Genomic DNA, 23,757 nt, shown 5'->3' on the forward strand with positions numbered 1-23,757 from the left:
TCGAACGGGAGGTCGAACCCGTCGGACCCGTTTCCCTGGTGAAGGGCCCATGACGTGGGATAACGGCCGGACGATCGGCCCGAACCGCCCAGGTCAGTCGTCGGCCGGCGTCTCCGCTTCCTCTCCAAGCACTTCCTCGCGGTGCTCGTCCAGTAGTGGTGCTCGCCCCCCCGGCTCCGGCGGCGTCTCGGTCATCTTGATCGGCGACCCCGCGATCTCCACCGCCGTATCCGTCCCCGGTTGTTCCACCGGCACTAGCATGTCCCGCGCGTGAACGTGCGGGTCCGCGAAGATGTCCTCCGTGTTCTGGACCGGCGCGACCGGGACGCGGCCCTCCAGCGCGTCGACGAGGTCGTCGGTCGTGCGCTCGAGGGTCCAGTCGGCGATCTGCTCGCGCAGGTATTCGCGGTGCTCGAGCCTCGAGGCGCGGTCCGGGTACTCCTCGGCGAGGTCCTCGCGATCCATGGCGGCACAGACCTCCCGCCAGTGGTTGGTGCCGAAGGCGGCGATCACGGCGTAGCCGTCGGCGGTCTCGAAGGCGTCGTAGGGGAACAGCGTCGGGTGGGAGTTCCCGCGGCGCGTGGGCGCCTCGCCGGTGTAGGACTGCTGGTAGATCGCGCGCTCGGTGAGGCTGAGCATCGCGTCGTACATCCCGGTGTCGACGTACTGGCCCTCGCCCGTCTGTTCGCGGTGGTTGACGGCCGCGAGGATGCCGATACAGTTCAGCGTCGCGGTGAACAGGTCGCCGACCCCGGGACCGACCTTCGTCGGCGGGCCGTCGGCCGGCCCCGTGATCTCCATGACGCCGCCCAGCGCCTGCGCGATCAGATCGAAGGAAGGCTGGCCCTGTCGGTGGGTCTCGCCGGTGCGGGGGTCGCCAAAGCCGCGGATCGAGGAGTAAATGAGCAGTGGGTTGTGCTCGCGGAGCGTCTCGTACTCGAGGTCGTACTTCGCCATCGTTCCCGAGCGGTAGTTCTCGACGACGACGTCGGCCTCCTCGACGAGCGAGAGGAAGTCCGCACGATCCTCGTCGTCGCCGAAGTCGAGTTCGATGCTTCGTTTCCCCCGGTTCACGCTCTGGAAGTAGCCGCCGTAGGCCTCCGTTTCGGCGTCGTCGACGAACGGCGGGTTCGACCGAATCAGGTCGCCGCCGGGGCGCTCGATCTTGACTACGTCCGCGCCCATGTCCGCGAGCAACATCGTACAGTACGGTCCGGCGAGCACCTGCGTCAGATCCAGCACGCGCAGGTTCGAAAGCGCACCCATGCGAAGGGGTGATGCGAACTGGCGCCAAAAACCTTTACTATCGATAATGATGTTGTGACGGTATCACACGCCCACCCCTCAAACATCATTAAGGAATATTATCATGGAAGATCATTAAGTTTATAGCCCCGTTTCTCATGATTGGGAACACGATGTCCCAAACGGTTGTCCTCGGCGTGATCGGCTCGGACGCTCACGTCGTCGGCATCACGATCCTAGAGCAGGCGTTCAGTGCGGCCGGCTTCGACGTCGTCAACCTCGGCGTCCAGACCTCCCAGGAGCAGTTCGCGGAGGCAGCGGCGGATCACGACGCCGGGGCCGTACTGGTCTCCTCGCTCTACGGACACGCCGAGCAAGACTGCCAGGGCTTCCACCAGGTGCTCGAGGAAGCGGGCGTCGACGCCGTCACCTACATCGGCGGCAACCTCGCGGTCGGGCAGGACGACTTCGAGCAGACCCGACGCACCTTCCGCGAGCTCGGGTTCGACCGGGTCTTCGACTCGGAGACCGATCCCGAGGAGGCGATCGCTGCCCTCCGGCAGGATCTCGAGATCACCCCGACCGAATCGGAGCGTGTTTCTGTTAGTTCCTAAATGATACGCGACGAACGCATTCCCTCCGACGAGCTACGGCGTATCGACGACGAAATCCGATCGAACTGGGAGACCGGGAGCGAGGTCGACTTCGAGGAAGCGATCTCCTACCACGAATCGCTCCCCGATCACAAGCGGTTCGCCGACGTCCTCGAGTCGGCCGACAAACCGCTCTTGCAACCGCGTGCCGGCGTTCCCAGGCTCGACGACCAGATCGAACTGCTGGAGTACCTCCACCGGGAGGGGCAGGCCGATCTCCTCCCGACGACCATCGACTCGTACACGCGCGACAACGAGTACGGGAAGGCCCAGGAGGGACTCGAGAAGGCCCGCGAGACCGGCGAGGACACGCTCAACGGCTTCCCCGCGGTCAACCACGGCGTCGACGGCTGCCGGGAGCTGATCGAGGCCATCGACGCCCCGATCGAGGTCCGCCACGGCACGCCCGACGCCCGACTGCTCGCGGCGATCACCTTCGCGGGCGGCTTCCAGAGCTTCGAGGGCGGGCCGATCTCGTACAACATTCCCTACACCAAGCGCCACGGCCTCGAGGAGACGATCGAGCGCTGGCAGTTCGTCGACCGGCTGGCCGGGGCCTACACAGAGCGCGGCGTCCGGATCAACCGCGAGCCGTTCGGCCCGCTTACGGGGACGCTGGTGCCGCCCTCGATCGCCATCGCGATCATGCTGGTCGAGGGGAAACTCGCCGCCACGCAGGGCGTGCGCTCGATCACGCTCGGCTACGGTCAGGTCGGCAACGTCGTGCAGGACGTGGCCGCCCTGAACGCCCTCCAGAAGCTCGGGGACGAGTACCTCCCGGACGAGGTCGTCGTCACGACGGTCTTCCACGAGTGGATGGGCGGATTCCCGCCGGACGAGGCCCGCGCGAACGGCGTGATCGGGCTCGGCGGGATGACCGCCGCGATCGCCCGGCCGGACAAGGTCATCACCAAGTCTCCCCAGGAGTTCCAGGGCGTGCCGACCAAGGAGGCCAACGCCTCCGGACTGCGGACGACGAGACAGGTCATCGACATGGCTATCGAGCAGGACATCGACATCGACGGCATCGAGGACGAACAGGAGTTGATCGAACGCGAGACCCGCTGTCTCATGGAGACGATCCACGAGCACGGCGACGGCGACGTCGTCCAGGGGACGATCGAGGCCTTCGACTCGGGTGCGCTCGACGTCCCCTTCGCCCCGAGCGACAGCGCGAAGGGTGCGGTTCTCCCCGCACGGGACGACGACGGCCGGGTCCGCATCTTCGAGTGGGCCGACCTCGAGATGGACGACGACATCAAGGAGATCCACAAGGCCCGGCTGTCGCGGCGCGCCGACACCGAGGGCCGCGATCAGTCGTTCCGGATGGTCGCCGACGACGTCGACGCGATCAGCGACGGAAAGCTCATCGGCCGCCCGCGGTCGACCCAGTCCCAGGAGGGAGCCTGATGGCGGGGACCGAGATCACCGGAGTCCACGCGACGCCCGGCTACGCCGGGTTCTTCTTCGACGACCAGCGCGCGATCAAGCAGGGGGCCCGCCAGGACGGGTTCACCTACGAGGGAGCGCCCGTCACGGACGGCTTCGAGGAGATCCGACAAGCCGGCGAGAGCCTCGTCGTCGACGTCGAACTCGCGGACGGCCGCGTCGTCCGCGGCGACTGTGCGGCGGTCCAGTACTCCGGCGCCGGCGGCCGGGATCCGCTCTTCCAGCCCGCGGAGTACGCCCCCGTCGTCGAAGGTCCCGTCGCGGACGAACTCGAGGGCCGGGACGCGACGGAGTTCCTCGCGAACGCGGACGCGCTCGAGGAGATGGCGGTCGAGGGCGACCGCCTCCACACGGCGATCCGGTACGGCGTCTCGCAGGCACTGCTCGGGGCGGCCGCCGAAGCCGCGGGAACGACGAAAACCGACGTTCTCGCCGACGCGCTCGGCGCCGAGCCCGCGACGGAGCCGGTGCCGGTCTTCGGCCAGTCGGGCGACGACCGCTACGCGAACGCCGAGAAGATGTTCGTCAAGGGCGTCCCCGTCCTCCCCCACGGGCTGATCAACAGCGTCGAGAAGATCGGCGAAAACGGCGGGACGCTGCTCGAGTACGTCGAGTGGCTCGTCGAACGCTCGGAGGAACTCGGCCCCGAGGGATACGAGCCCCGGTTCCACATCGACGTCTACGGGATGATCGGCGAGATCTTCGGCGCGCCGTACGACCGCGAGGAGGTGATCGACTACTTCCGGGCGCTCGAGGACGCCGCCGCCCCCTATCCGCTCCAGATCGAGGGGCCGATGGACGTCGGCGGCCGGGCGGACCAGATCGCCGCGATGGTCGAGTTGCGCGAGGGGCTCGCCGACGCGGGCGTCGACGTCGACCTCGTGGCCGACGAGTGGTGCAACACCTTCGACGACGTGTGTGCGTTCGTCGACGCCGGCGCGGCCGACGTCGTACAGGTCAAGACGCCCGACCTCGGCGGGGTCCACCGCAGCGGCCAGGCCGTCCGGTACTGCGAGGGGACCGACACCCGCGCGTACCTGGGGGGCACCTGCAACGAGACGGCGACCTCGGCCCGGGCCTGCGCCCACGTCGCGCTCGCGACCGACGCGGCGCAGGTGCTGGCGAAACCCGGCATGGGGTTCGACGAGGGGTACATGATCGTCGAAAACGAGATGCGACGGACGCTTGCGCGGCGGGCGCGGGCGGGACGAACCGACACGACGACCGACGAACTCACTGCAGACGACTGAGACCGACATGACCGACTGGACAGACCCAGATACGTTCGCACAGGCGCTCGAGCGCGCGGAAACCCGGGAGAAGGGCAACTTCTTCGAGGACTTCGCGGAGGGCGACGTCATCGAACACGACCCCGGACTCACGCTCTCCCGCTGGGGCAACGAGGAGTGGATGAGCCAGACGCTGAACCACGACCCGGCCTACTGGCGGGGAGACGCCGCCCGGGAACGCGGGTTCGACGAACCGCCGATCCACCCCGACTACCTCACGGCCGCGACCCTCGGGATCACCGTCGAGGACTTGAGCGAGAAAGGCGGCTACTTCCTCGGCCGAACCGACGTCAGGTTCCCCGGCACGCCGGTCTCGCCCGGCACCGACCTGCGGGTCGAGAGCGAGGTCGTCAGTACTTCGACCTCGAGTTCCCGGCCCGAGTACGGGATCGTCACCTGGCGCACCCGCGGGACGGACGCCGAGACGGGCGAGGCCCTGTGTGCCTACGAGCGCACGAACATGATCCCGCGCCGGGAACCCGTCGCGACCGACGGGAGCGGCGCTACCGCTACGGAGGAGGGCGACGACGGTCCAGACCTCCCCGGCGAATTCCTCGTCCCCGAAGGCGGCTACTTCGAGGACTTCGTCGCCGCGCTCGAGGAGGCCGCCGACCGGGACGCCGCCGTCGCCTATCGCCACGAGCGGGGCCGCACGCAGGACGACGTCACCGTCGCCTCGCTTCCGCTCGCGACGCTCAACACGGCCAAGCAGCACCACAACGCCGACGTCATGGCCGAGGCGCCGTCCGGCGACATCGTCACCTACGGCGACGTCACCCGCTCGACAGCGCTGGGTCACGCCCGTTCGGACGAACGGACCTGGCGCGAGGTCGGCTTCGACGACGAACGGTTCCACACCTTCGTGACGCCGGGCGATACCGTCTACGCGTTTACACGCGTCCTCGAGGCCGAGGACGACGCCTCGCGGCCGGACCGGGCCGGCACCGTCCGGTTCGAGCACATCGCCTTCAACCAGGACGACGACCCCGTCTACTCGGGGACCAGAACTGCGGAGATTCGCAAGCGACCGAACTGATATCCAGACCACACCGCTCACCGATACCATGACCGACGACATCCGACTCTGTCGAACCTTCCAGACCGCACCGGCCGCCGTTCCGAAAGACGACTCGGCGAAGTACCTCGTCTCCGGCCTCGAGGCCGAGGGGTTCCAGGCCCCCGACTGGCTCGTGCCCGACCTCGAGGACGGCACCGCGCCCGACATGAAAGCCGAGGGGCTCGAGAACACGATCGAGAAGGTGCCCGAGTACGAGTTTCCGGGGGAGATCTGGCCCCGCGTCGAGTGGAGCTACGAGGACGCGTCGTTCCGCGAGAAGGGCCGGGAGCAGATCGACCGGCTCGTCGCCGACCTGGGCGACGACATAGAGGGCGTCGTCGTCCCCAAGGTGGGGCGGCTGGCGGACGTCGAACGCGCCGCGGAGGCGGTCGCCGAGGCCGAGCGCGAACACGGCTACGCGGACGGCTCGATCGGTCTCTCGATCATCGTCGAGACCGGACGGGCCCGGTCGGACCTGCGCGAGATCGCGAAGTTCGGTGCGGATTCGCGACTCACCGCGCTGGTCTTCGGCCCGGTCGACTACGCCGCGGAACTCGGCGGCCGCGACCTCGGCGACGGGATGCCCCGCTGGGAGGGCCTGCTCGAGGCGCTGTCGAACGAGGCCAGCGCGGCGGGCCTGCTCGCGATCGGCGGTCCGTTCGACGACCTGTTCACGGAACGTGCCGGGCTGACCTACTACAACGCCGAGGAGTACGCCGACCAGATCGAGTACGAGGCCCGGATCGGCCTCGACGGCTCCTGGTCGCTGTATCCGAAACAGACGATTCAGGCGAACACCGTCCACATGCCCACGCCCGAGGAACTCGAGCGCGACGTGAGCAAGATCGAGCGGTTCAACGCCGCCAAGCGGGAGGGAACCGGCGCCGTGACCCTGGACGGTCAGATGGTCGACGAGGCCACGTTCAAGAACTTCAAGAACACCGTCGAGCAGGTGCGGGCGATCGACGCGACCCGGCCCGAGCAGACCGCTGACTACTACGACGAGGACCTGCTCGAGCGCGCGCTCGAACTCGAGTTGTCCTACCGGTAACGGGGCCTGTGGCGGATCGGGATCGAAGCGACTACCGGCCGATCCGGCCGGCGACCATGACCGTTTTGTGATCGGTCACGTACACGTCGGTATGGCAGATACCGACACGGGACGCGATCCGGAAGCGCTCGTCAGGGAGTACTACGACCTCGTGGACGCCGACGAATACGACGACCTCGTCGCACTCTTCACCGACGACGTTCGGTACGAACGTCCCGGACAGGGTGCGATCGAGGGCCGCGAGGCGCTGCGGCGGTTCTACGAGGCGGAACGGCCGCTCGAGGAGGGGAGCCACGAGGTGCACGACGTGGTCGTCGACCGGGAGCGAGGTGACGGCCCGACGGTCGCGGTCCGCGGCACCTTCTCCGGCCGGCAGAGCGAGGAGACGGTCGAGTTCGGCTTTGCCGACTTCCACGAGTTGACCCCCGAAAGGGACGCTATCGCTCGCCGCTACACGTTTACTGATCGCGACGAGGTGTGAGCCTCGCCACCGGACCCGTCACGCGGATTGGCGGTGGCGGAGGGAGGGGATGCGATTCGAACGACGTGACGACGGTCCGGGTCGCTCGCTCCGCTCGCGTTCCGGGCTGGGACGTCCCTAGTTCAACTCCCATCGACGTCGCTGTTGCTCACGAATTAGTTTGCGAGAGCAACGGTGGGGATGGGATTCGAACCCATGAGGCTTGACAGCCACCTGCTCTCAAGGCAGGCGCGTTAGGCCGCTCTGCCACCCCACCTCACCTCGGCTTACCCGGTCCGCTCAAAAAGGGTTATCGGTCTCGAGTTCGGTCTCGGTCGTCCAAGTCACCCGTCGCCTTCGTCCTCGAGTTCGATCTCGTCTCCGTCCCCGACGGTCACGCCGATCTCCTCGAGCGTCGCCTTCGTCGCGGTCGCCGTTAGCCGCCCGGCGACCGCTCGAGCCTCGAGGGTCGCCGTCGTCGCCGCGAGCCCCGAGGGCGTCGACACGGTCGGAACCATCGGCGCGAAGCCGAGGTCCACCCCCGCCTCGCCGACCCGGTTCGCGAGCGTCGCGTGCGACGGCGGCGCGTACGCGTCCGCGAAGTCGATCGGTTCCGCGACCCCGAAGGCGGCCAGGTACGTGTGCCCGCCGGAGGACGGCCCGAGCACGACGTCGTGGCGGCGCAGGGCCATCGCCGCGCCGTCGATCTCCGAGCGTCCCACCGCGGGGGCGGTCGGCTCCAGTATCCCTGCGCTGCCGGCCTCCTCGCGCTCGAGGAGGTGCGTGACCGTGTTCCCGACCCGCGCCGAGCGGGTCGAACCGACCTGACGCTCGAACCGGACGTCCGCGAGGTCGATCGCCGCGTCCGCGAGAGCGTCGGCGACGAGGTCGCGGATCTCGGATTCGGGATCCGGCCGGTCATCACCGGCGTACTCGACGGGGAGCGTCCCGGCGTCGCGGTAGTTGACCAACAGGTCGCCGCCGCTGTCGGCGGCCGCACGAACCGTGTCCGAGACGGCCGCCTCGTAGAGGGCGACGGCGTCGGCCGCCGAGAGCGGCGTTCGTTCGACGAGGGCCGGCAGGACCAGCCCTTCCCGCGGCGGATCGACCGGCAGGACGACGATCATGTCCACTCCTCCGTCGGCCCGACCCTTGAACGCGACGTTTCTGCCTTTCGGCGGTTCGCTGTCCCGGTTTCGATCCCGGCGCCGCGTGAATCACCGCTTGGACCCGAACACGACGAATAAATTATACCCGTCGCGTCCGTTGGTCGGGGTATGAACGATCGTACTCTCTCCATCACCGGACTGGTCGGAACGCTCGTCGCCGTCGCGCTCGCGGCGCTGGGCGTCTACGGTTTCCTCACCGGCTACGCTCTCGAGAACCCGGGCGACCTGTTCGTACCGTCGCTGGGCGTGCTGGCGATCGTGGCCGTCGTCGTCGGCGCGCTGGTCCTCCTGGGAGCACGCTCGAGGCGGTGGCGGGAGAACCCGTACTGGTGAGCAGTCGGACGGCGACCGACGACTACCGCTCCCGTCGGCCCTTCGTCTGCCGGTAATCCGATGCCATCAGCTCCGCGAAGTGCTCGAGCCACGCCTGCGTCTGGGCGTCGGTCTGCTCGCGGGGATCGATCATCGGCACCAGGGCGAACCCGCGCCCGCGGATGGTCGTCGCGTGTGCGTCGGGAAGCGAGAGGTCCTCGGCGGGGGTCGTCGTGTACTCCGTCCCGAGTTCCTCGAGGGCTCGCTCGCCGACCGGGACGAGCACCTCGGGGTTGATCGACCTGATCTCGGCGTTGAGGAAGGGCTCGCAGTTGCCGATCTCCTCGTCGGCCGGCGGGCGCTCGGGATCGCGACACCGCGTCAGGTTCGTCAGGTAGACCTTCTCGAGGGTGGGGCGATCCGCGGGCGAGGTGGCGTCACAGAGCGCGAGTCGCTCGAGGATGCGCCGGAGCGTGGTGCCGTCGTTTTCGTTCTCGTTCTCGTTCTCGGCCTCGTCCCCGTCGCCTTCCGACAGAAACGGAACCCCGACGTCGTCGGCCCGCGCGGTCGGCCGCTCGCCGACGAACAGGAAGTCGGCCCCGACGTCGCCGTAGCCGTGTACGATCCGGTTCCGGGTCTCGCACAGCGCCGGACAGTTCCGGCAGTCCTCGTCCATTCCGTACGGGTTCGCTCGGGTGTGCTGGTTCGCGTCCACGTTCGCGTTCGACTCGGCGTTCGGCGGGCAAAAGGTGTGCGGCTGGCGACGGATCCAGCACGGGGTACGCGTCGCCGCTCGAGAGCCGAGCCGGTTCAGCGACCGAGACCGCCCTGCTCCGTGACCTCGAGGATGAACTTGACGTTGCGGACGATCTCCTCGGGCGTCGTGTCCTCGTCCTCGTCGTAGAGGTCGCTGGTCCGGTAGAGGATGTTCGCGAGCTGTTTGCTCTCGCTCGTCTCCCCGCGGACGTCGTCGGCGATCTCGCGGAGGAACTCGACGCGCTCGGGGTCGGGGTCGGGCTGGTAGCCGCCGCCGTCGGCCGCCGGGGTCGGGGTCGGGGTCGGGGTCGAGGTCGATTCGGCGTCGTCCTCGGACGAACGTTCGCCGGTCATGGTTAGCGGTCGGGGGCCGTCGGTTCGCCGCCGCTCGCCCGGGAGACGTTGCGCCGGTGGACGATCCCGACGTTGTTCGCGACGTTCTCGGTAATCGTCCGGAACGCGTCGCCGGCCTCGCTGCCGTCGTCCCCGTCGCTCTCGAGTACCGTCGGCTCCCCGCCGTCGCCGCCCTCGCGGACGGCCGGATCGAGCGGGATCGAGCCCAGGAACGGCATCTCGTGGGTGTCCGCGAACTCCTCGCCGCCGCCGGAGTCGAAGATGTCGTGTTCGCTCCCGCAGTCGGGGCAGGCGAACGTCGACATGTTCTCGGCGATCCCCAGCACGACGGTATCGTGTTTGGCGAACATCTCCAGGCCCTTCCGGGCGTCGTCGAGGGCGACGTCCTGGGGCGTCGTGACGATCACCGCGCCCGTGACTGGCATCGTCTGGAGCATCGTCAGTTGCGTGTCGCCGGTGCCCGGCGGGAGGTCGACCACGAGGTAGTCGAGGTTGCCCCACTCGACGTCCTCGGTCAACTGGGTGATCACCTTGTGGACCATCGGACCGCGCCAGATGACGGGGTCGTCCTCGCCGGTGAGGAAGGCCATGCTCATCAGCTTCACGCCGTACTTCTCCGGCGGGACGAGCGTCTCCTCTTCGGTCGCCATCGGCGGTTCGTCGGCGTCGACCATCCGCGGTACGTTGGGGCCGTAGACGTCGGCATCGAAGAGGCCGACGCGCGCCCCGAGTTGCGAGAGGCCGGCCGCGAGGTTGACCGCGACGGTCGACTTGCCGACCCCGCCCTTTCCGGAGGCGACGGCGATGACGTTCTTGACGCCCGGCAGGACCGCCTCCTCGTCGCTTCCCTCGTCGCGGTCCGCGATGCTCGCCGAGAGGTCGGGGTCGAGGCCCTCCTCGAGCAGGACCTCGCGGACCTCCGCCGCGATGTCGGATTCGGTGGGCGAGTACGGGGCCCCGAGCGCGAGGTCGACGTCGACCTCGTCGCCCTCGACCGTGAGGTCGTTGACGAGCCCGAGCGAGACGATGTCGTCGCCGAGTTCCGGGTCCTCGACCGATCGGAGCAGGTCGAGAACGGCGTCTTCGTCCATGTCGGTAGGTTCGTCCGACGGTCGAAAAGGGTTGTGTTCACCGGAGGGGCCGTCGCCGCGGGCCTCGAGGGCGCCGTGGGGCGATCGATCACGAAAGGGTCGCTTACTCTTCCCCTTCCCCTTCCCCTTCCTCCCGATTCGCCTCGAACCAGTCGACGGCGAAGTCGACGAGCGGGCGCTGGGCGAGCAGTTTCGCGTCGCCGACCCCGACCTGGCCCGCCTCGAAGGCCTCCGGGCGAGCACGCTCGAAGGCCTCGCCACAATCCGGGAAGTCATCGTCGTCGATCGCGAGGTCCTCCCACTCGACCCACTCGCGGTCGCCGTCGACGAGCACGGCGCTCGCGTGGCTCGTCGTCTCGAGGTCGACATCCGCGCGATACTCCGCGAGGTGGAGCGAGGTGTTCGTCGCGTGGGTGGTGCCCAGAAACAGGACCCGACCCTCGAGGTCGTAGACTCGGGCGAGCGGCGACGACTCGCCGAGCGAGTAGTCGTACGGGTGATCCCCGGTGACGAACTCGGCGTCGGCCCCCCACGCGGCGAAGGAGTGTTGCGGGTGGGCGCTCCGGCGGACGCCCGGGTAGGACCGGAAGCACTCGCCGATGGCGCCCATCCCCTGGGTCGGTGTCACGGCGGGCCGGTACGGCGGCATCTCCTCGCGAACCGTATCGTACCAGGAGTCGGGTACCGGCGGGTTCCCCATGTTGGTCGGGTCCCTGTTGCCGGGCGAGTGCGTCGGCATCACGAGCGTCCCGTCCTCTCCGAGGACACGCTGGAGGGCGTCGACCACGGCAGGAGCGCCACCACAGACCCACCCCAGGGAGGACAGCGAACCGTGGACCAGCACCGTCTCCCCGGCCGCCACGCCGAGGTCGCGGAGATCCGTCGTCAGCGACTCGACCGTGATCGGCTCCGACGATCGCTCTTCGGGCAGCGGATCGCTCATGGGCCGACGTCCGCGGGTCACGGCATAAGTTTCGTGGCGGAAGGGCACTCGAGCCTCGAGCCCGCCGTTCGACACGGTCACCCCATGAAGTCGAACCGCGGCCCGCCGTAGGTCGGCGGATCCGGCTCGAGTTCGACCCCTTGCTCGTAACGGACGAAGTTGAGGTAGAACGGCCGGCCACAGCCCTCGATGGGCGCGCCCTCGAGGTCGGTGACGGGGCCGTCCTCGCCGCAGACGAAGGCGATGCCGTCGGCGGCCTCTCGCTGCTCGAGGGGGTCGTCCGGGGCGGCGTACTCCCAGCCGGGCTGGGAGCGTTTCGTGACCGAACGATCCGCGAGGTCGAGCGGCCGTTCGATGCTCGTGACGGATCCACAGTGAGGGCAAGTGTATCGGACGGTAGCGGTCATTAGACGGAGATAGGTTCCACAGCCATCTATATTTTTCATATCGCATACACACCCACACTTGGACATAACTATAGTAAATTGAACCATCAGTTCTAGTAACACATTTGATATGGAAAACAGAGTCCCTCGAGCAGTTAGATCCCAGAATATCTAATATAGTTAGATTACTAGAAATGAAAAATATGGTGCTAACCAGACCTAAATGGTAGGTATTGATCAGGAGTTTGAATTGTATTATATGCGTTATAATTATGATTACGATGGTTTTGAGCATATGTACAACTCATCCGGTGAAGTAAACACTACCAAATTTATTAAGATTGTAGGGTAGTATAAAATGTCGTATTATTTTAAGTCATGAAGCACTAATCTATGTGTTGAAATAACTGATAATGAAACGACGGAAGTTACTGATCAGCTCGTACTCAGGAGTATTATTTACCTCTTCCGGTTGCATAAATTTAAAGCGTGATGAAAACGTTGATATTTATCTTGCAAATGCGACTAGTGATTTTATCACGTTTCATATAAAGTTTCAAACATTATCTGACCGACTAGTCCTATGCGAAAATTATGAGCTTGAGCCAAACACTCGAAGGCGCATTGAAAACGTTGTCCCGCATGGAAAATATTCCGTATCAGTGAATATCAATGGGAAGCTTGTTAGTGAGAATTATCCATTTATTGAAACTGATTGTGAGGAGCAAAAACTAACTGCTGAAATTTGGGAAGAAGACGGAGAGTATCGGACTGAATTAGACCAAAACAGATGCTGAGTAGAATTCTCTGAGCATGATTTCACAGAGGACTGGACTGGGTTATGTCGTCTCAGTCTTCCGTGAGTTCCCGGCTCTCTACGATCCCTACTTGTTTCAGGTCATCACTCTTTAGAAATTCACCACCTACTTCGAAGAACGCGAAGTCACCTACTCGAACGTCTACAACGACTTAGCAGATACTACGACTCGTAGATGCTCAAACGATCGACTGGCAAGTACTGAGCGATAGGAGCCGGTCTATCTGTATAACAGGTAGCAATGTTCCGCGGACGAACGAGCGGGCACCGCCCGCTCGAATGCGATGGAGAGTTTCACATCAAAGCCTACGCCCACATAGGGAGTGAGTCTGTCCCGTCACCGACCACGACCAGTTCGATAAGGTCCTCAACCAGTGATCGAGGAGATCGAACGGGGGGTTGCGGCGGACCTTCGATTCGACGACTGATTTAGCTCGTCGTAACAGTAGCTTCTTCTTCATTCAGGGGGATGAAACTAGATCGCTCGACGGGCCAACTGACCGTCCGAGGGAGAAAGATTATTTCTGCATATCACTACTATCAATCATTCACTTAAACAGACACCTATAGCAAGTCGGCGAAGAAATCTACAACGTTAGAACGTATCTGAGAGAAGAAACCGCTGATCTCTTCCATTTCGGCGTCACTATTGGCAACGTCAGCATACCGCCAACAAAAATAGCACCTCACTCACCGTCAAACAGCGTCGTAGGCACTGGACCAACTTTCCGCGAAGTCCGGTGGGGTGGACGGTATGGCCGACGGAAGGTTGGAGTTAGAGTACGGCCTCACGAAGACTACGGACAAAGCCTAACGGATACTGTTGCTTCCAGCGAGGGTGGGGTTCGAGCCGCTGACAACTCCCGGAACACCTTTCTCCCTGACGGGAATCGATTCAGGTATGATCGACGAGACGGTCGAGGAGATCCAGGAGATGCAGACCCACAGCTCCTCGGTGGTCGCCGTCAACGCGACCCGCGCCTTAGAGGAGCTGACCGAGCGGGAGTTCGCCACCGTCGACGAGTACGTCCGCGCCCTCGAGCGCAACGGCTCCGTGCTCCGGCGAGCCAACCCCTCCCACGCGTCGCTACAAAACGCCGTCCGTGACGTCGTCGAGGACGTCGCCGAGGCCGACCCCGACAGCGTCGACGAGGCGAAGGAGCTTACCCGGGACCGCATCGACGCCGTCGTCTCGCGGGTCGAGTCCGGCAAGCGCCTGGCCGCCGAAAACGCCGTCGACCTCCTCGAGGACGGCGCGACGTTGTTGACCCACGACTACTCCTCGACGGTCATCGAGGCCCTCGAGTTGGCGACCGACGCGGGCAAGACCTTCGACGTCTACGTCACCGAGGCCCGACCCCGCTACATCGGTCGGAAAACCGCCCGCACGCTCGCGGATCTCGAGGGCGTCGACCCCACGCTCATCACCGACAGCGCCCACGGCCACTACCTCGCCGAGTGCGACCGCGTGCTCGTCGGGATGGACTGCATCGTCGAGGACACCCTCTACAACCGGGTCGGGACCTTCCCCATCGCCGCGAGCGCGGCACAGGTCGACGTTCCCGTCACCGTAGTGGGGTCGGCCTCGAAGATCGTCAGCGAGGGGTTCGTCTTCGAGACCGAGTTCCGCTCCGGCACCGAGGTGATGCCCGAACCCGCGGAGGGGTTCGACGTGGAGAATCCGGCCTACGACGCGACGCCGGTCGACTTGCTCGAGAGCGTGGTGACCGACGAGGGGCGACAACGGTTCTGATCGCCTCGTTCGTCGCTACTGGACGTTCTTCACCGCCTAGGGACGCTTTTCCTTGCTTTCCGTCGTACGGGAAGTATGCGTCTCGTCCAGGTGTTCGTTCCGCGGGGAAAGCTCGAGGTCGTCCTCGAGACGGCCGACGAAGCCGGCGTCGACTACGCCGTCTCCGAAGCGGCGAGTTACGGCGAGTTCGAGGCGCTCGTCTCGATCCCCGTCCCCCCAGACGCCGTCGAACCGCTCCTGGCGGCGTTTCGCACCGCCGGGCTCCCGGAATCGTCTTACACCGTCGTCACCGCCGCGGAGACGATCATCTCCGAGCGGATGCCCGAGATCGACGACGGCACCGGAACCAGGATTTCCCGCGAGGAACTCGAGGCTCGAGCGCGGGAACTCGCGCCGGCCGCGTCGACGTACTTCGTCCTGCTAGTTGTGAGCACGATCATCGCGACGGCCGGGCTGTTGCTCGACTCCGCGGCCACGATCATCGGCGCGATGGTCGTCGCGCCGCTGATGGGACCGGCGCTGGCCGCCAGCGTCGGCGTCGTCGTCGACGACGAGGAACTCGCGGCCCGCGGGGTCGTCCTGCAGGTCGCCGGGCTGGCGGCGACGGTCGCGACGGCCGCCGTCCTCGGCTGGCTGCTCCGGGGAACCGTGTTGCTCCCGCCCGGGTTCGACATCACCGCGGTGCCCCAGATACGAGAGCGGATCACGCCGAACGTGATCGCACTGTTTCTCGCACTCGGCTCCGGGGTTGCGGGCGTCGTTAGCCTCGTTCGGAACGTCGGATCGGTGCTCGTCGGTGTCGCCATCGCGGTCGCGCTCGTTCCACCGGCCGCGACGGTCGGGCTGGGAATCGCCTGGTGGCACCCGACGGTCGTCGTGACTGCCGGGACCCTCGTCCTCGTCAACTTGCTCTCGATCAACCTCACCGCGCTCCTGTTGCTGTGGGGCGTCGGCTACCGTCCGGAACGGACCGAACGGATCGACCGCGTCTACGACCGCCTCCGATCGCGCGTCGTCGTGTTGCTGGCCGCGATCGCCGTCCTCTCGCTCGTCCTCGGCGGCGTCACCTACGGCACCTACCAGACCGCCGCGGTCGAACACGAGGTCCGGACCGAACTCGAGTCGATGAGCGACGATCCGGCGTTCGAGGCGTTCCGGTTCCAGGAGATCGGCGTCGATTACGAACTCATCGACGTCTACAGGGACGACCCCCCGTCGGTGACCGTCCTCGTCGAACGGCCGGCCGGTGAGGCCGAATCCGCGGACTTCGCCGACCGCGTCAGGGAACGACTGGAAGAGGCCACCGGGACCGATCTCGAGGTCACCGTGGAACTGGTCGATACGCAGCGAAGCGGGTGACGGTCGGTCCTGGCGTCATACGGATTGCTGTAACTGTTTACCGGTGCAACCGCAGGACGGTCGCGGTTGCGCCGGTAATGACTTACAGCAGTCCGTATCAGTCCAGGTCCCGCTCGCGGTTGCCGAACGTCCGGCCGGTCCCTTCTTCCCCGTCGGTCGGCCCAGCCCAGTCGACGGCGTTGCGAAGGACCCGGCGCACCTCCTCGTTCTCGTAGATCGGGTACGTCTCGTGACCCGGTCGGAAGTAGAAGATCCGACCGTTGCCCCGCCGGTAGCAACAGCCGCTGCGGAACACCTCGCCGCCCTCGAACCAACTCGAGAACACGAGCCGATCGGGTTCGGGAACGTCGAACGGCTCGCCGTACATCTCGGTTTCGGGCAGTTCGATGTACTCGTCGATCCCCTCGGCGATCGGGTGGCCGGGGTCGACGACCCAGAGCCGCTCGGTGCCGCCGTCCTCGCGCCACTGGAGGTTACACGTCGTCCCCATGAGCCGCTTGAACGGCTTCGAGAAGTGCCCCGAGTGGAGGACGATCAGCCCCATCCCCTCGAGCACCCGTTCCTGGACACGGTCGACGACCTCGTCCGCGACCTCGTCGTGGGCCTCGTGACCCCACCACAGCAGGACGTCCGTCTCCTCGAGGACCGACGGCGGGAGGCCGTGATCCGGCTCGTCCAGTGTCGCGGTTCGGATCTCGAGAGTCGAGTCCGCCGGCTGTCCGTCGGCGAGCGCGTCGGCGATCGTCTCGTGAATCCCGTCGGGGTACACCGCCGCGGCCTCGTCCTCCTCGCGCTCGTGGCGGTACTCGTTCCAGATCGTAACGGTGGTCATCCCGTGGGTCTGGGCCGGCGACGTCCTTAGTTCGGCCGGTCGGCTCACCCCCCGTTGACCCGTAACATGCGATTTCGGCCGGTTCCGATCGCCCGACGAACGCCGATCGGCGACCGACGCTCACGTCCGCGTGACAGTCACGATCTCCGAGTAATTAATCGGTCACAACCCTTATTTCGATCGCTGCCCGCGTTTCGCTATGAACCGGGATCGTTCGAAATCGGGATCGAAACGACGTATTTCTGACCACTCGACACCACGACTCGGATCGAAAGGAGGTGTTTCGCGGTGATCGGCACGGGCGTCGGTGTCGGTATCGTCGGTCTCGGGGGGATGGGCCACCTCCACGCCCGTCACCTCGAGGAACTCGGCGCGGACGTCGTCGCCGGCGCGGACCTGGTGCCCGACCAGCGACGGCGCTTCGCGGAGGAGTTCGCCGCGGAGACCTACGAGACCCACGAGGGGCTCGTCGTCGACGACGCCGTCGACGCGGTCGTCGTCACGACGCCCAACCGATTCCACGAACCGATCACCGTCGACGCGCTCGAGGCCGGTCGCCACGTGCTCGTCGAGAAACCCCTCGCGCACACGCTCGATAGCGCCGAGCGGATCGCCGAGGCGGCGGCCCGGAGCGACGCGGTCTGTATGGTCGGGTTCCACAACCGTCACGCCGCGTCGATGGCGATGTTCGACGAACATCACGCGCGCGGCCGCTTCGGCGAACTCACCCACGTCGAAGCCAACTACGTCCGGCGGCGGGGCGTCCCCGGCCCCGGCTCCTGGTTCACCGATTCCGACCTCTCGGGCGGCGGTGCCCTGCTGGATATCGGCGTCCACGCCCTGGATCTGGCCCTCTATACGCTCGATTTCCCGGAGATCGCCGAGGTGTCGGGCGTCACGCGGACCACGTTCGGCACCCAGGAGGAGTACGCCGACCCCGAGGGGTTCGGCGACAACTGGGACGCCGAAGCCGAGACCTACGACGTCGACGACTCCGTCAGCGCCTTCATCCGAACGACCGCCGGCCAGACCATCTCGCTCGAGGCCGCGTGGGCGACCAACCGCGAGGAGAGTATGGACTTCCGGATCCGCGGCACCGAGGCCGGAGCCCAGTTCGACATCGGCGACACCGACATCGATATCCTCGAGGCCGGCACGGCCGGCGGCGACCACTACGCCGACGTCTCGCTCACCGGCGACGCCTCGATGACCGGCTACAAGAAACAGGATCGGGAGTTCCTCGAGGCCATCGTCAGCGAGACGCCGCCGACGACGAACACGGTCGACGAGGCCCTGACCGTCCAGCGTGTCATCGATGCGATCTACCGCTCGAGCGAAACTGGCGGTTCCGTGAGCCTCGCGGAGACGAGCGAGGCGGTCGAACGGCGAACACAGATCAACTGAACCGATTCGGCCTCCGCCGAGTTAGCCCGGGTCAGACTTTTCACGTCCGTTTTCAGCCGTTCTCCGATCGTTTTACGATCTCGGACAGCGAGTAGTGTCTCGGCGTTCCGCTCCCGGACCTGGTAGTGCGGATCAGTACCAAAGGTATTAATACGTATCATAACGATTTTTTCCAGTACAGAAGTTCACTATGGATCGTAATAATTCTGGCAATCGTGGGAGGACGCGACGAACCGTACTACAGGGAGCGGGGACTGCAGCCGTCGTCGGCCTCGCCGGGTGTCTCGGCGGTGACGATGAAGCCGAAGACCTGGACGAACTGCTCGAGGAGGATCCCGACGAGTACGAACCCGTCGAGATCGGTCACTGGTGGACTGCGGGTGGCGAGGAAGAGGCGTTCCAGGCACTCGTCGAGGGCTTCGAGGAGGAGTACCCAGAGATCGAGGTCGAATCCTCCCCGTCCCCGGGCGGCGCAGGGAGCGCCCTCGAGGCGGACATCCGGAACCGCGTCGTCGACCAGGATCCGCCGAGTACCTTCCAGGTGTGGCCCGGACAGGCGCTGACGGATTACACCGAGGAAGACCTGCTATACGACATCGAGGGCCACGTCTGGGACGACGACATGCGTGAGGCCTATCTCGATGGCCCGGTCGACGTCTCGCGACCCCACGGCGACTTCGTCGCCGTACCGATCAACATCCACCGGCTGAACAACCTGTTCTACAACGTCGACGTCGTCGAAGAGGCGGACGTCGACGTCGAGTCCATCGACTCCCCGAGCGCGCTGCTCGATGTGATGGAGACCGTCGACGAGGCGGGTTACGTCGGGATGGCACAGCAGACCCAGTCGGCGTGGTCGACGCTCCAGCTATGGGCGCAGGTGCTGCTCGGCGAGTACGGTGCCGACGTCTACGAGTCGTTCATCGAGGGCAACGTGGAGGACAACGAGTCCGAGATCCGCGACAGCCTGCAGATCGTCGTCGACTACAACGAGTACTTCAACGAGGACGCGAGTTCGCTCAGCTGGGACGAGGCCAGCGGCTACATCAACCGCGGCGAGGCCGCCTTCTTCCACCAGGGCGACTGGGCCGCCGGCGAATACGAGGCCGACGAGGACCTCGAGTACGGCGAGGACTGGGACCACGTCGCCTTCCCCGGCACCGAGGAGATGTACGCGCTGAACATGGACTCGTTCGTCTTCCCGAAGCACAACCCGTCGCCGAACGCGACCGTTCGGTTCCTGCGGTACGCCGGCTCGGCCGACGCACAGGAACGGTTCAACCCGGCGAAGGGGTCGATCCCGCCGCGGACGGACGTTCCCGACGACGCGTTCACTCCGTTCCTGCAGGACCAGATGTCCGACTTCGAGGGCTCGAGCGAACAGCCGCCATCGGTCGCCCACGGACTGGCGGTCGCCCCCAGCATTCAGACCGACATCGAGGGCGCGTTCGCCAACTTCATCGACAACTGGGACGTCGACGCGGCCTACCAGGAACTCGTCGACAGCTTCGAATAGGATCAGCATCGCCACCTCACCTGACCCGACCTGACCTGATCTATGGATTCGTTACGTAATTCGTTACAACGGCTCGATCCCCGCTCCGGTCACGGGGCCGACGAGCCAGTTTCTCGGGAGCGAGAGGGGAACCGCTTCGCGCAACTCCGGGGTAGCGACTTCGTCGAGTCGATCCCGTTCTGGTTGCCGGCGACGCTGCTTGTTTTGTTGTTCGTCTACGGGGCAATCGGCTGGAACGTCGCAATTTCGTTTACCGGCTGGTCCGGTCTCGGACAGCCGGATTACACGAACTTCACGCTCGAGATGTATCGCCAGATGCCGGCCGACCAGAACTTCAGGGCCTCGCTGCGTAACACGGTCGCGCTCCTGGTCGCGTTCACGAGCGTCTCGCTGGTCGTCGGGCTGGGACTTGCCCTGCTCGTCGATCGCAAGATCCGTTTCGAGAACACGTTCCGAACGATCTACCTGCTGCCGATGGCGCTGTCGTTCGTCGTGACCGCGATCTTCTGGTCGTGGATGTACGCCAGCGACGGGCTGATCAACACCACGCTCGCCGCCGTCGGACTCGAGGCGCTCGCGTTCGACTGGCTGGGCGATCCGCGGTTCAAACTCGCCGCGGTCATCTTCGCGCTGGTCTGGCAGTTCAGCGGCTACTGTATGATCGTCTACCTCGCCGGGTTGCGGTCGATCCCGGACGACCACTACGAGGCGGCCCGGATCGACGGCGCGTCGACGCTGACGCTGTACCGTCGGGTCATCATCCCGCAACTGCGCTCGTCGACGATCGGCGCGACCGTCGTATTGATGGTGTTCGCGCTGAAGGCGTTCGACTTCATCTACGTCATGTTCGGGGACAACCCCGGTCGATCGGCCGACATCCTCGCGGTGACGATGTATCGCCAGGCGTTCTCCGCGAGCGAGTGGGCCTACGGGGCGGCGATCGCCGTCGTCCTCTTCGCGCTCGCGCTGACGATCATCGGCCCCTACGCGTACACGCAGTACAAACGAGGTGCACTCTGATGGCAACCGAAACGAGCGACGAAAGCGGCCTCACTGGGACGGTGTCCGATCTATCACTCAACCGCGTCGCCCTCTACGGGGCGTTGCTCGCGTTCGTCGGGCTCTACCTGTCGCCGCTGTACAGCGGCCTGACGACGTCGTTCAAGACCCAGCAGGCGTTCACCCAGACCTCGCCGCTGCAGCCGCCGATCGAACTGTTGCCGGTCCCGCACCTCGAGGGGTTCACGATCGACCCGTGGCTCACCGCCGGGAGCGAACTGGCGTTCTCGATGATCAACAGCTTCGCGATGGTGATTCCCGCCACGGTGTTGTCGGCGCTGCTGGGGAGCCTGACGGCCTACGGACTGACGAAAGTCGACTGGCGCGGCCAGGCGTTCCTGCTCGCGCTGTTCCTTGCCGCGGTGTTCATCCCGTACCAGGCGGTACTGGTCCCGCTGCGGCAGTTCTGGTCGATCGTCGACATTTCGAGTCTCCACGAGCGGGGCGAACTCGTCGAACTGACGATCACGCACATCGCCTACGGGATCCCGATCTGTACGATCCTGTTCCGGTCGTACTACCAGACGCTCGACGACGAACTCATCGAGGCCGCCCGCCTCGACGGGGCGAGCCTCGCCCGGATCTACCGGAAGATCGTCCTGCCGCTGTCGCTGCCGATGTTCGCCGTCACGCTGATCTACCAGTTCACGCAGGTCTGGAACGACTTCCTGTTCGCGCTGGTGTTGCTCAGCAACCGGGCGAACTACGTCGTCACCCTCGAGTTGAACGCGCTCCAGGGGTCGATGGCGACGGACTACGGCGTCCAGATGGCCGGGGCGTTCATCGCGGCGTTGCCGACGATCCTGGTGTACATCATGTTCGGGGAACAGTTCGCCAAGGGGCAGACGCTCTAACTACCAAACAATGGCAGACCTCACACTCGACGACGTAAGCAAAGTCTTCGTAGAGAACGACGGCAACGAGATCACCGCCGTCGACGACGTCAGCCTCGAGATCGACGACGGGGAGTTTCTGGTCCTCGTCGGCCCCTCGGGCTGTGGGAAGTCGACGACGCTGCGGATGGTCGCGGGCCTCGAGACGGTCTCGTCCGGCGAGATCCGCCTCGACGACAGGGTGATCAACGACCGACAGCCGAAAGAGCGGGACATCGCGATGGTGTTCCAGTCGTACGCGCTGTACCCCCACATGACCGTGCGCGAGAACATGTCGTTCGGCCTCGAGGAGTCGACCGACATGCCCGACGACGAGATCGCGTCGGTCGTCGCGGAGGCGGCCGAGATGCTCGGCATCGACGAGTTGCTGGACCGGAAACCGGACGACCTCTCGGGCGGCCAGCAACAGCGCGTCGCGCTCGGCCGTGCGATCGTCCGCGATCCGGAAGTGTTCCTGCTGGACGAGCCGCTTTCGAACCTGGACGCGAAGCTCCGTGCCCAGATGCGGACTGAACTCCAGCGGCTCCAGGAGGAACTCGACGTGGCGACGATCTACGTCACCCACGACCAGACCGAGGCGATGACGATGGCCGACAAGATCGCCATCCTGGACGATGGCCAACTCCAGCAGGTCGGCACGCCCCTCGAGTGTTACCACGAGCCCGAGAACCTGTTCGTCGCGGGCTTCATCGGCGAACCCTCGATGAACTTCTTCGACGTCTCCCTCGACACCGCGGACGAGCGCCTCGTCCACGACGACTTCGACTACGCCCTCTCCGCGGAGACGCAGTCGGCTCTCGACGGAACCGAAGCGCTCGTGCTGGGCATCCGCCCTGAAGACATCTCGATCGGCGGGGACGCCGACGACGACCACCGCTACGAAACCGTCGTCGACGTCGTCGAGCCGATGGGCAACGAGAATAACGTCTACCTGACGTTCGAGGAGGGTGACGGCTCGGAGACGTTCGTCGCGACGATCGACGGCCTCGAGCGCGTCGAGGAGGGTGAACGCGTCGTCGCCCACGTCCCCGAGGACGCCATCCACGTCTTCGACCGGCGCACGGGTCGGGCGCTTCGAAACCGGCGACTCGAGTCCGAGACGGCGACCGAGCCGCAGTTGTAGCCCCCACGCCCGTCGCTACTTCTCTTCGCCGTCGACGTCCGCCGCCAGTCGATACCCGCGGCCTACCAGCCGCGCCGCCACGACGTGGACGTAGAAGGCCGCGAAGACGGCCGCCACGCCGACCGGCGTCGCGCTCGAGAGCGCGGTCGGGAGCACGATCCAGCCGGGTGCGAGGAACAGCGCCGCGACGGTCCAGGCGATGAAGTAACTCCCGTGGCCGATCACCGACCGATACGAACGGAGTCCCAGGGCCTCGCGGAGGCTGCCGCCCGCGGCGAGCCGACCGACCGCCGCGGGGTAGACGTAAGCGAACGACAGGACGACCAGGAGGACGGCCGTCGAGATTCCGAACAGCGAGAGCGCGCCCACGAACCCGATCTCGTCGGCCGAGGCGACGGGCAGTCGACGCAACCCGGCGACGGCGACGGCGACCACTAATACGGGGACCACGGCGTACACGACGGTGAGGGCGGAGAGGCGACACCCCTTCCACGCCAGTTCGGCGAACGGTCGGAATCCGGGTGGGTCGTCGCCGCCACGGACGCTTCGCTCGACCACTCGCAGGAGATAGCCCAGGAGCGCGACGACGGGCACCGCGGCCAGCGAGCCGACGACGGCGGCCAGCGGGGACGGGGCAGTAACGAGAGTCAACTGCACCAGGATCGCCGTTGCGATCCCGAGGACCCCACCCGTTGCAAACAGGTCCGCAGTGCGGTCGCCGCGGAAGGGATAGCGGGCCCCGTCCTCGATTCCGAACACCATTCTCGAGCGTGTGCCCCGTTCGGA

24 protein-coding genes and 1 tRNA gene are annotated in these 23,757 nt (G+C 65.8%); 15 read left to right on the plus strand and 10 right to left on the minus strand.

The window, feature by feature from the left end:
- Window positions 1–93 precede the first annotated feature (93 nt).
- On the minus strand, window positions 94–1,266 hold the full coding sequence (mct, locus tag BM113_RS07720) for a succinyl-CoA:mesaconate CoA-transferase (RefSeq protein WP_089786800.1): 1,173 nt from the start codon (window positions 1,264–1,266) through the stop codon (window positions 94–96).
- 137 nt (window positions 1,267–1,403) lie between these two features.
- Here mct and glmS point away from each other — a divergent pair, with 137 nt between their 5' ends.
- The 6 genes from glmS (at window position 1,404) to BM113_RS07750 (ending at window position 7,225) form a co-directional block, all read left to right on the plus strand.
- Window positions 1,404–1,859: a methylaspartate mutase subunit S gene (glmS, locus tag BM113_RS07725; protein ID WP_089786802.1), complete on the plus strand. Its 456-nt coding sequence runs from the start codon at window positions 1,404–1,406 to the stop codon at window positions 1,857–1,859.
- The gene (locus BM113_RS07730; RefSeq protein ID WP_089786804.1) at window positions 1,860–3,308 is read left to right on the plus strand and encodes a methylaspartate mutase subunit E; all 1,449 of its coding nucleotides are present in this window, start codon (window positions 1,860–1,862) and stop codon (window positions 3,306–3,308) included.
- Window positions 3,308–4,597 carry a methylaspartate ammonia-lyase gene (locus tag BM113_RS07735; RefSeq protein WP_089786807.1) on the plus strand — a complete coding sequence of 430 codons (1,290 nt, stop codon included), beginning with the start codon at window positions 3,308–3,310 and terminating at the stop codon, window positions 4,595–4,597. Before BM113_RS07730 ends, BM113_RS07735 begins: the two co-directional genes overlap by 1 nt.
- Window positions 4,598–4,604: 7 nt before the next feature.
- Window positions 4,605–5,672 carry a 2-methylfumaryl-CoA hydratase gene (mch, locus tag BM113_RS07740; RefSeq protein WP_089787221.1) on the plus strand — a complete coding sequence of 356 codons (1,068 nt, stop codon included), beginning with the start codon at window positions 4,605–4,607 and terminating at the stop codon, window positions 5,670–5,672.
- 28 nt (window positions 5,673–5,700) lie between these two features.
- Window positions 5,701–6,744: an L-malyl-CoA/beta-methylmalyl-CoA lyase gene (gene citE / locus BM113_RS07745; protein ID WP_089786808.1), complete on the plus strand. Its 1,044-nt coding sequence runs from the start codon at window positions 5,701–5,703 to the stop codon at window positions 6,742–6,744.
- Between the two features lie 91 nt (window positions 6,745–6,835).
- On the plus strand, window positions 6,836–7,225 hold the full coding sequence (locus tag BM113_RS07750) for a nuclear transport factor 2 family protein (protein ID WP_089786810.1): 390 nt from the start codon (window positions 6,836–6,838) through the stop codon (window positions 7,223–7,225).
- A 172-nt stretch (window positions 7,226–7,397) separates the two neighbouring features.
- Here BM113_RS07750 and BM113_RS07755 read toward each other — a convergent pair.
- Window positions 7,398–7,481 (minus strand) — tRNA-Ser (locus tag BM113_RS07755).
- 67 nt (window positions 7,482–7,548) lie between these two features.
- Complete coding sequence (locus tag BM113_RS07760; RefSeq protein WP_089786812.1) at window positions 7,549–8,331, minus strand: hypothetical protein; 783 nt, start codon at window positions 8,329–8,331, stop codon at window positions 7,549–7,551.
- 150 nt (window positions 8,332–8,481) lie between these two features.
- Here BM113_RS07760 and BM113_RS07765 point away from each other — a divergent pair, with 150 nt between their 5' ends.
- Entirely contained in the window at window positions 8,482–8,706 is a 225-nt protein-coding gene (locus BM113_RS07765; RefSeq protein WP_089786814.1) for a hypothetical protein, read from the plus strand.
- 22 nt (window positions 8,707–8,728) lie between these two features.
- Here BM113_RS07765 and BM113_RS07770 read toward each other — a convergent pair whose 3' ends face one another.
- The 5 genes from BM113_RS07770 to BM113_RS07790 all read right to left on the minus strand — a co-directional run bounded on the left by BM113_RS07770 (window position 8,729) and on the right by BM113_RS07790 (window position 12,236).
- Entirely contained in the window at window positions 8,729–9,400 is a 672-nt protein-coding gene (locus BM113_RS07770; RefSeq protein WP_177209129.1) for a uracil-DNA glycosylase, read from the minus strand.
- Between the two features lie 95 nt (window positions 9,401–9,495).
- On the minus strand, window positions 9,496–9,795 hold the full coding sequence (locus BM113_RS07775) for a DUF7976 family protein (protein WP_089786816.1): 300 nt from the start codon (window positions 9,793–9,795) through the stop codon (window positions 9,496–9,498).
- 2 nt (window positions 9,796–9,797) lie between these two features.
- Window positions 9,798–10,886: an Mrp/NBP35 family ATP-binding protein gene (locus BM113_RS07780; protein ID WP_089786818.1), complete on the minus strand. Its 1,089-nt coding sequence runs from the start codon at window positions 10,884–10,886 to the stop codon at window positions 9,798–9,800.
- Window positions 10,887–10,989: 103 nt separating this feature from the next.
- Window positions 10,990–11,829, minus strand: a complete 840-nt coding sequence (locus tag BM113_RS07785; RefSeq protein ID WP_089786820.1) for an AAC(3) family N-acetyltransferase — start codon at window positions 11,827–11,829, stop codon at window positions 10,990–10,992.
- A 77-nt stretch (window positions 11,830–11,906) separates the two neighbouring features.
- A complete protein-coding gene (locus BM113_RS07790) occupies window positions 11,907–12,236 on the minus strand; it encodes a DUF7969 family protein (protein WP_007142831.1) in 330 nt (109 codons plus the stop codon).
- 392 nt (window positions 12,237–12,628) lie between these two features.
- Between BM113_RS07790 and BM113_RS21820 the strand changes: the two genes are divergently transcribed.
- The 3 genes from BM113_RS21820 (at window position 12,629) to BM113_RS07800 (ending at window position 16,144) form a co-directional block, all read left to right on the plus strand.
- Window positions 12,629–13,012, plus strand: coding sequence for a nucleoside/nucleotide kinase family protein (locus tag BM113_RS21820; RefSeq protein WP_143095815.1), 384 nt, complete (start codon window positions 12,629–12,631; stop codon window positions 13,010–13,012).
- Window positions 13,013–13,933: 921 nt separating this feature from the next.
- Window positions 13,934–14,785: an eIF2B alpha/beta/delta subunit family protein gene (locus tag BM113_RS07795; protein WP_007142830.1), complete on the plus strand. Its 852-nt coding sequence runs from the start codon at window positions 13,934–13,936 to the stop codon at window positions 14,783–14,785.
- 75 nt (window positions 14,786–14,860) lie between these two features.
- On the plus strand, window positions 14,861–16,144 hold the full coding sequence (locus BM113_RS07800; RefSeq protein ID WP_089786822.1) for a TIGR00341 family protein: 1,284 nt from the start codon (window positions 14,861–14,863) through the stop codon (window positions 16,142–16,144).
- Between the two features lie 97 nt (window positions 16,145–16,241).
- Here the strand turns inward: BM113_RS07800 and BM113_RS07805 are convergent, their stop codons facing one another.
- On the minus strand, window positions 16,242–16,976 hold the full coding sequence (locus tag BM113_RS07805; RefSeq protein ID WP_089786824.1) for a ThuA domain-containing protein: 735 nt from the start codon (window positions 16,974–16,976) through the stop codon (window positions 16,242–16,244).
- Between the two features lie 288 nt (window positions 16,977–17,264).
- Here BM113_RS07805 and BM113_RS07810 point away from each other — a divergent pair, with 288 nt between their 5' ends.
- The 5 genes from BM113_RS07810 to BM113_RS07830 all read left to right on the plus strand — a co-directional run bounded on the left by BM113_RS07810 (window position 17,265) and on the right by BM113_RS07830 (window position 22,971).
- Window positions 17,265–18,380 carry a Gfo/Idh/MocA family protein gene (locus BM113_RS07810; protein ID WP_089786825.1) on the plus strand — a complete coding sequence of 372 codons (1,116 nt, stop codon included), beginning with the start codon at window positions 17,265–17,267 and terminating at the stop codon, window positions 18,378–18,380.
- A gap of 190 nt (window positions 18,381–18,570) precedes the next feature.
- Entirely contained in the window at window positions 18,571–19,896 is a 1,326-nt protein-coding gene (locus BM113_RS07815) for an ABC transporter substrate-binding protein (protein WP_089786827.1), read from the plus strand.
- Window positions 19,897–19,938: 42 nt separating this feature from the next.
- Window positions 19,939–20,916, plus strand: coding sequence for a carbohydrate ABC transporter permease (locus BM113_RS07820; RefSeq protein WP_089786828.1), 978 nt, complete (start codon window positions 19,939–19,941; stop codon window positions 20,914–20,916).
- On the plus strand, window positions 20,916–21,809 hold the full coding sequence (locus BM113_RS07825; protein ID WP_089786830.1) for a carbohydrate ABC transporter permease: 894 nt from the start codon (window positions 20,916–20,918) through the stop codon (window positions 21,807–21,809). The genes BM113_RS07820 and BM113_RS07825 overlap by 1 nt, the downstream gene beginning before the upstream one ends.
- Before the next feature lie 10 nt (window positions 21,810–21,819).
- Window positions 21,820–22,971: an ABC transporter ATP-binding protein gene (locus BM113_RS07830; RefSeq protein ID WP_089786832.1), complete on the plus strand. Its 1,152-nt coding sequence runs from the start codon at window positions 21,820–21,822 to the stop codon at window positions 22,969–22,971.
- Between the two features lie 15 nt (window positions 22,972–22,986).
- On the opposite strand, the gene BM113_RS07835 is transcribed toward BM113_RS07830, so the two are convergent.
- Window positions 22,987–23,733: a DUF4013 domain-containing protein gene (locus tag BM113_RS07835; RefSeq protein ID WP_089786834.1), complete on the minus strand. Its 747-nt coding sequence runs from the start codon at window positions 23,731–23,733 to the stop codon at window positions 22,987–22,989.
- Window positions 23,734–23,757: the final 24 nt, after the last annotated feature.

It is taken from the genome of Natronobacterium haloterrestre (genome assembly GCF_900112205.1).
In the GTDB taxonomy this organism is placed as follows: domain Archaea; phylum Halobacteriota; class Halobacteria; order Halobacteriales; family Natrialbaceae; genus Natronobacterium; species Natronobacterium haloterrestre.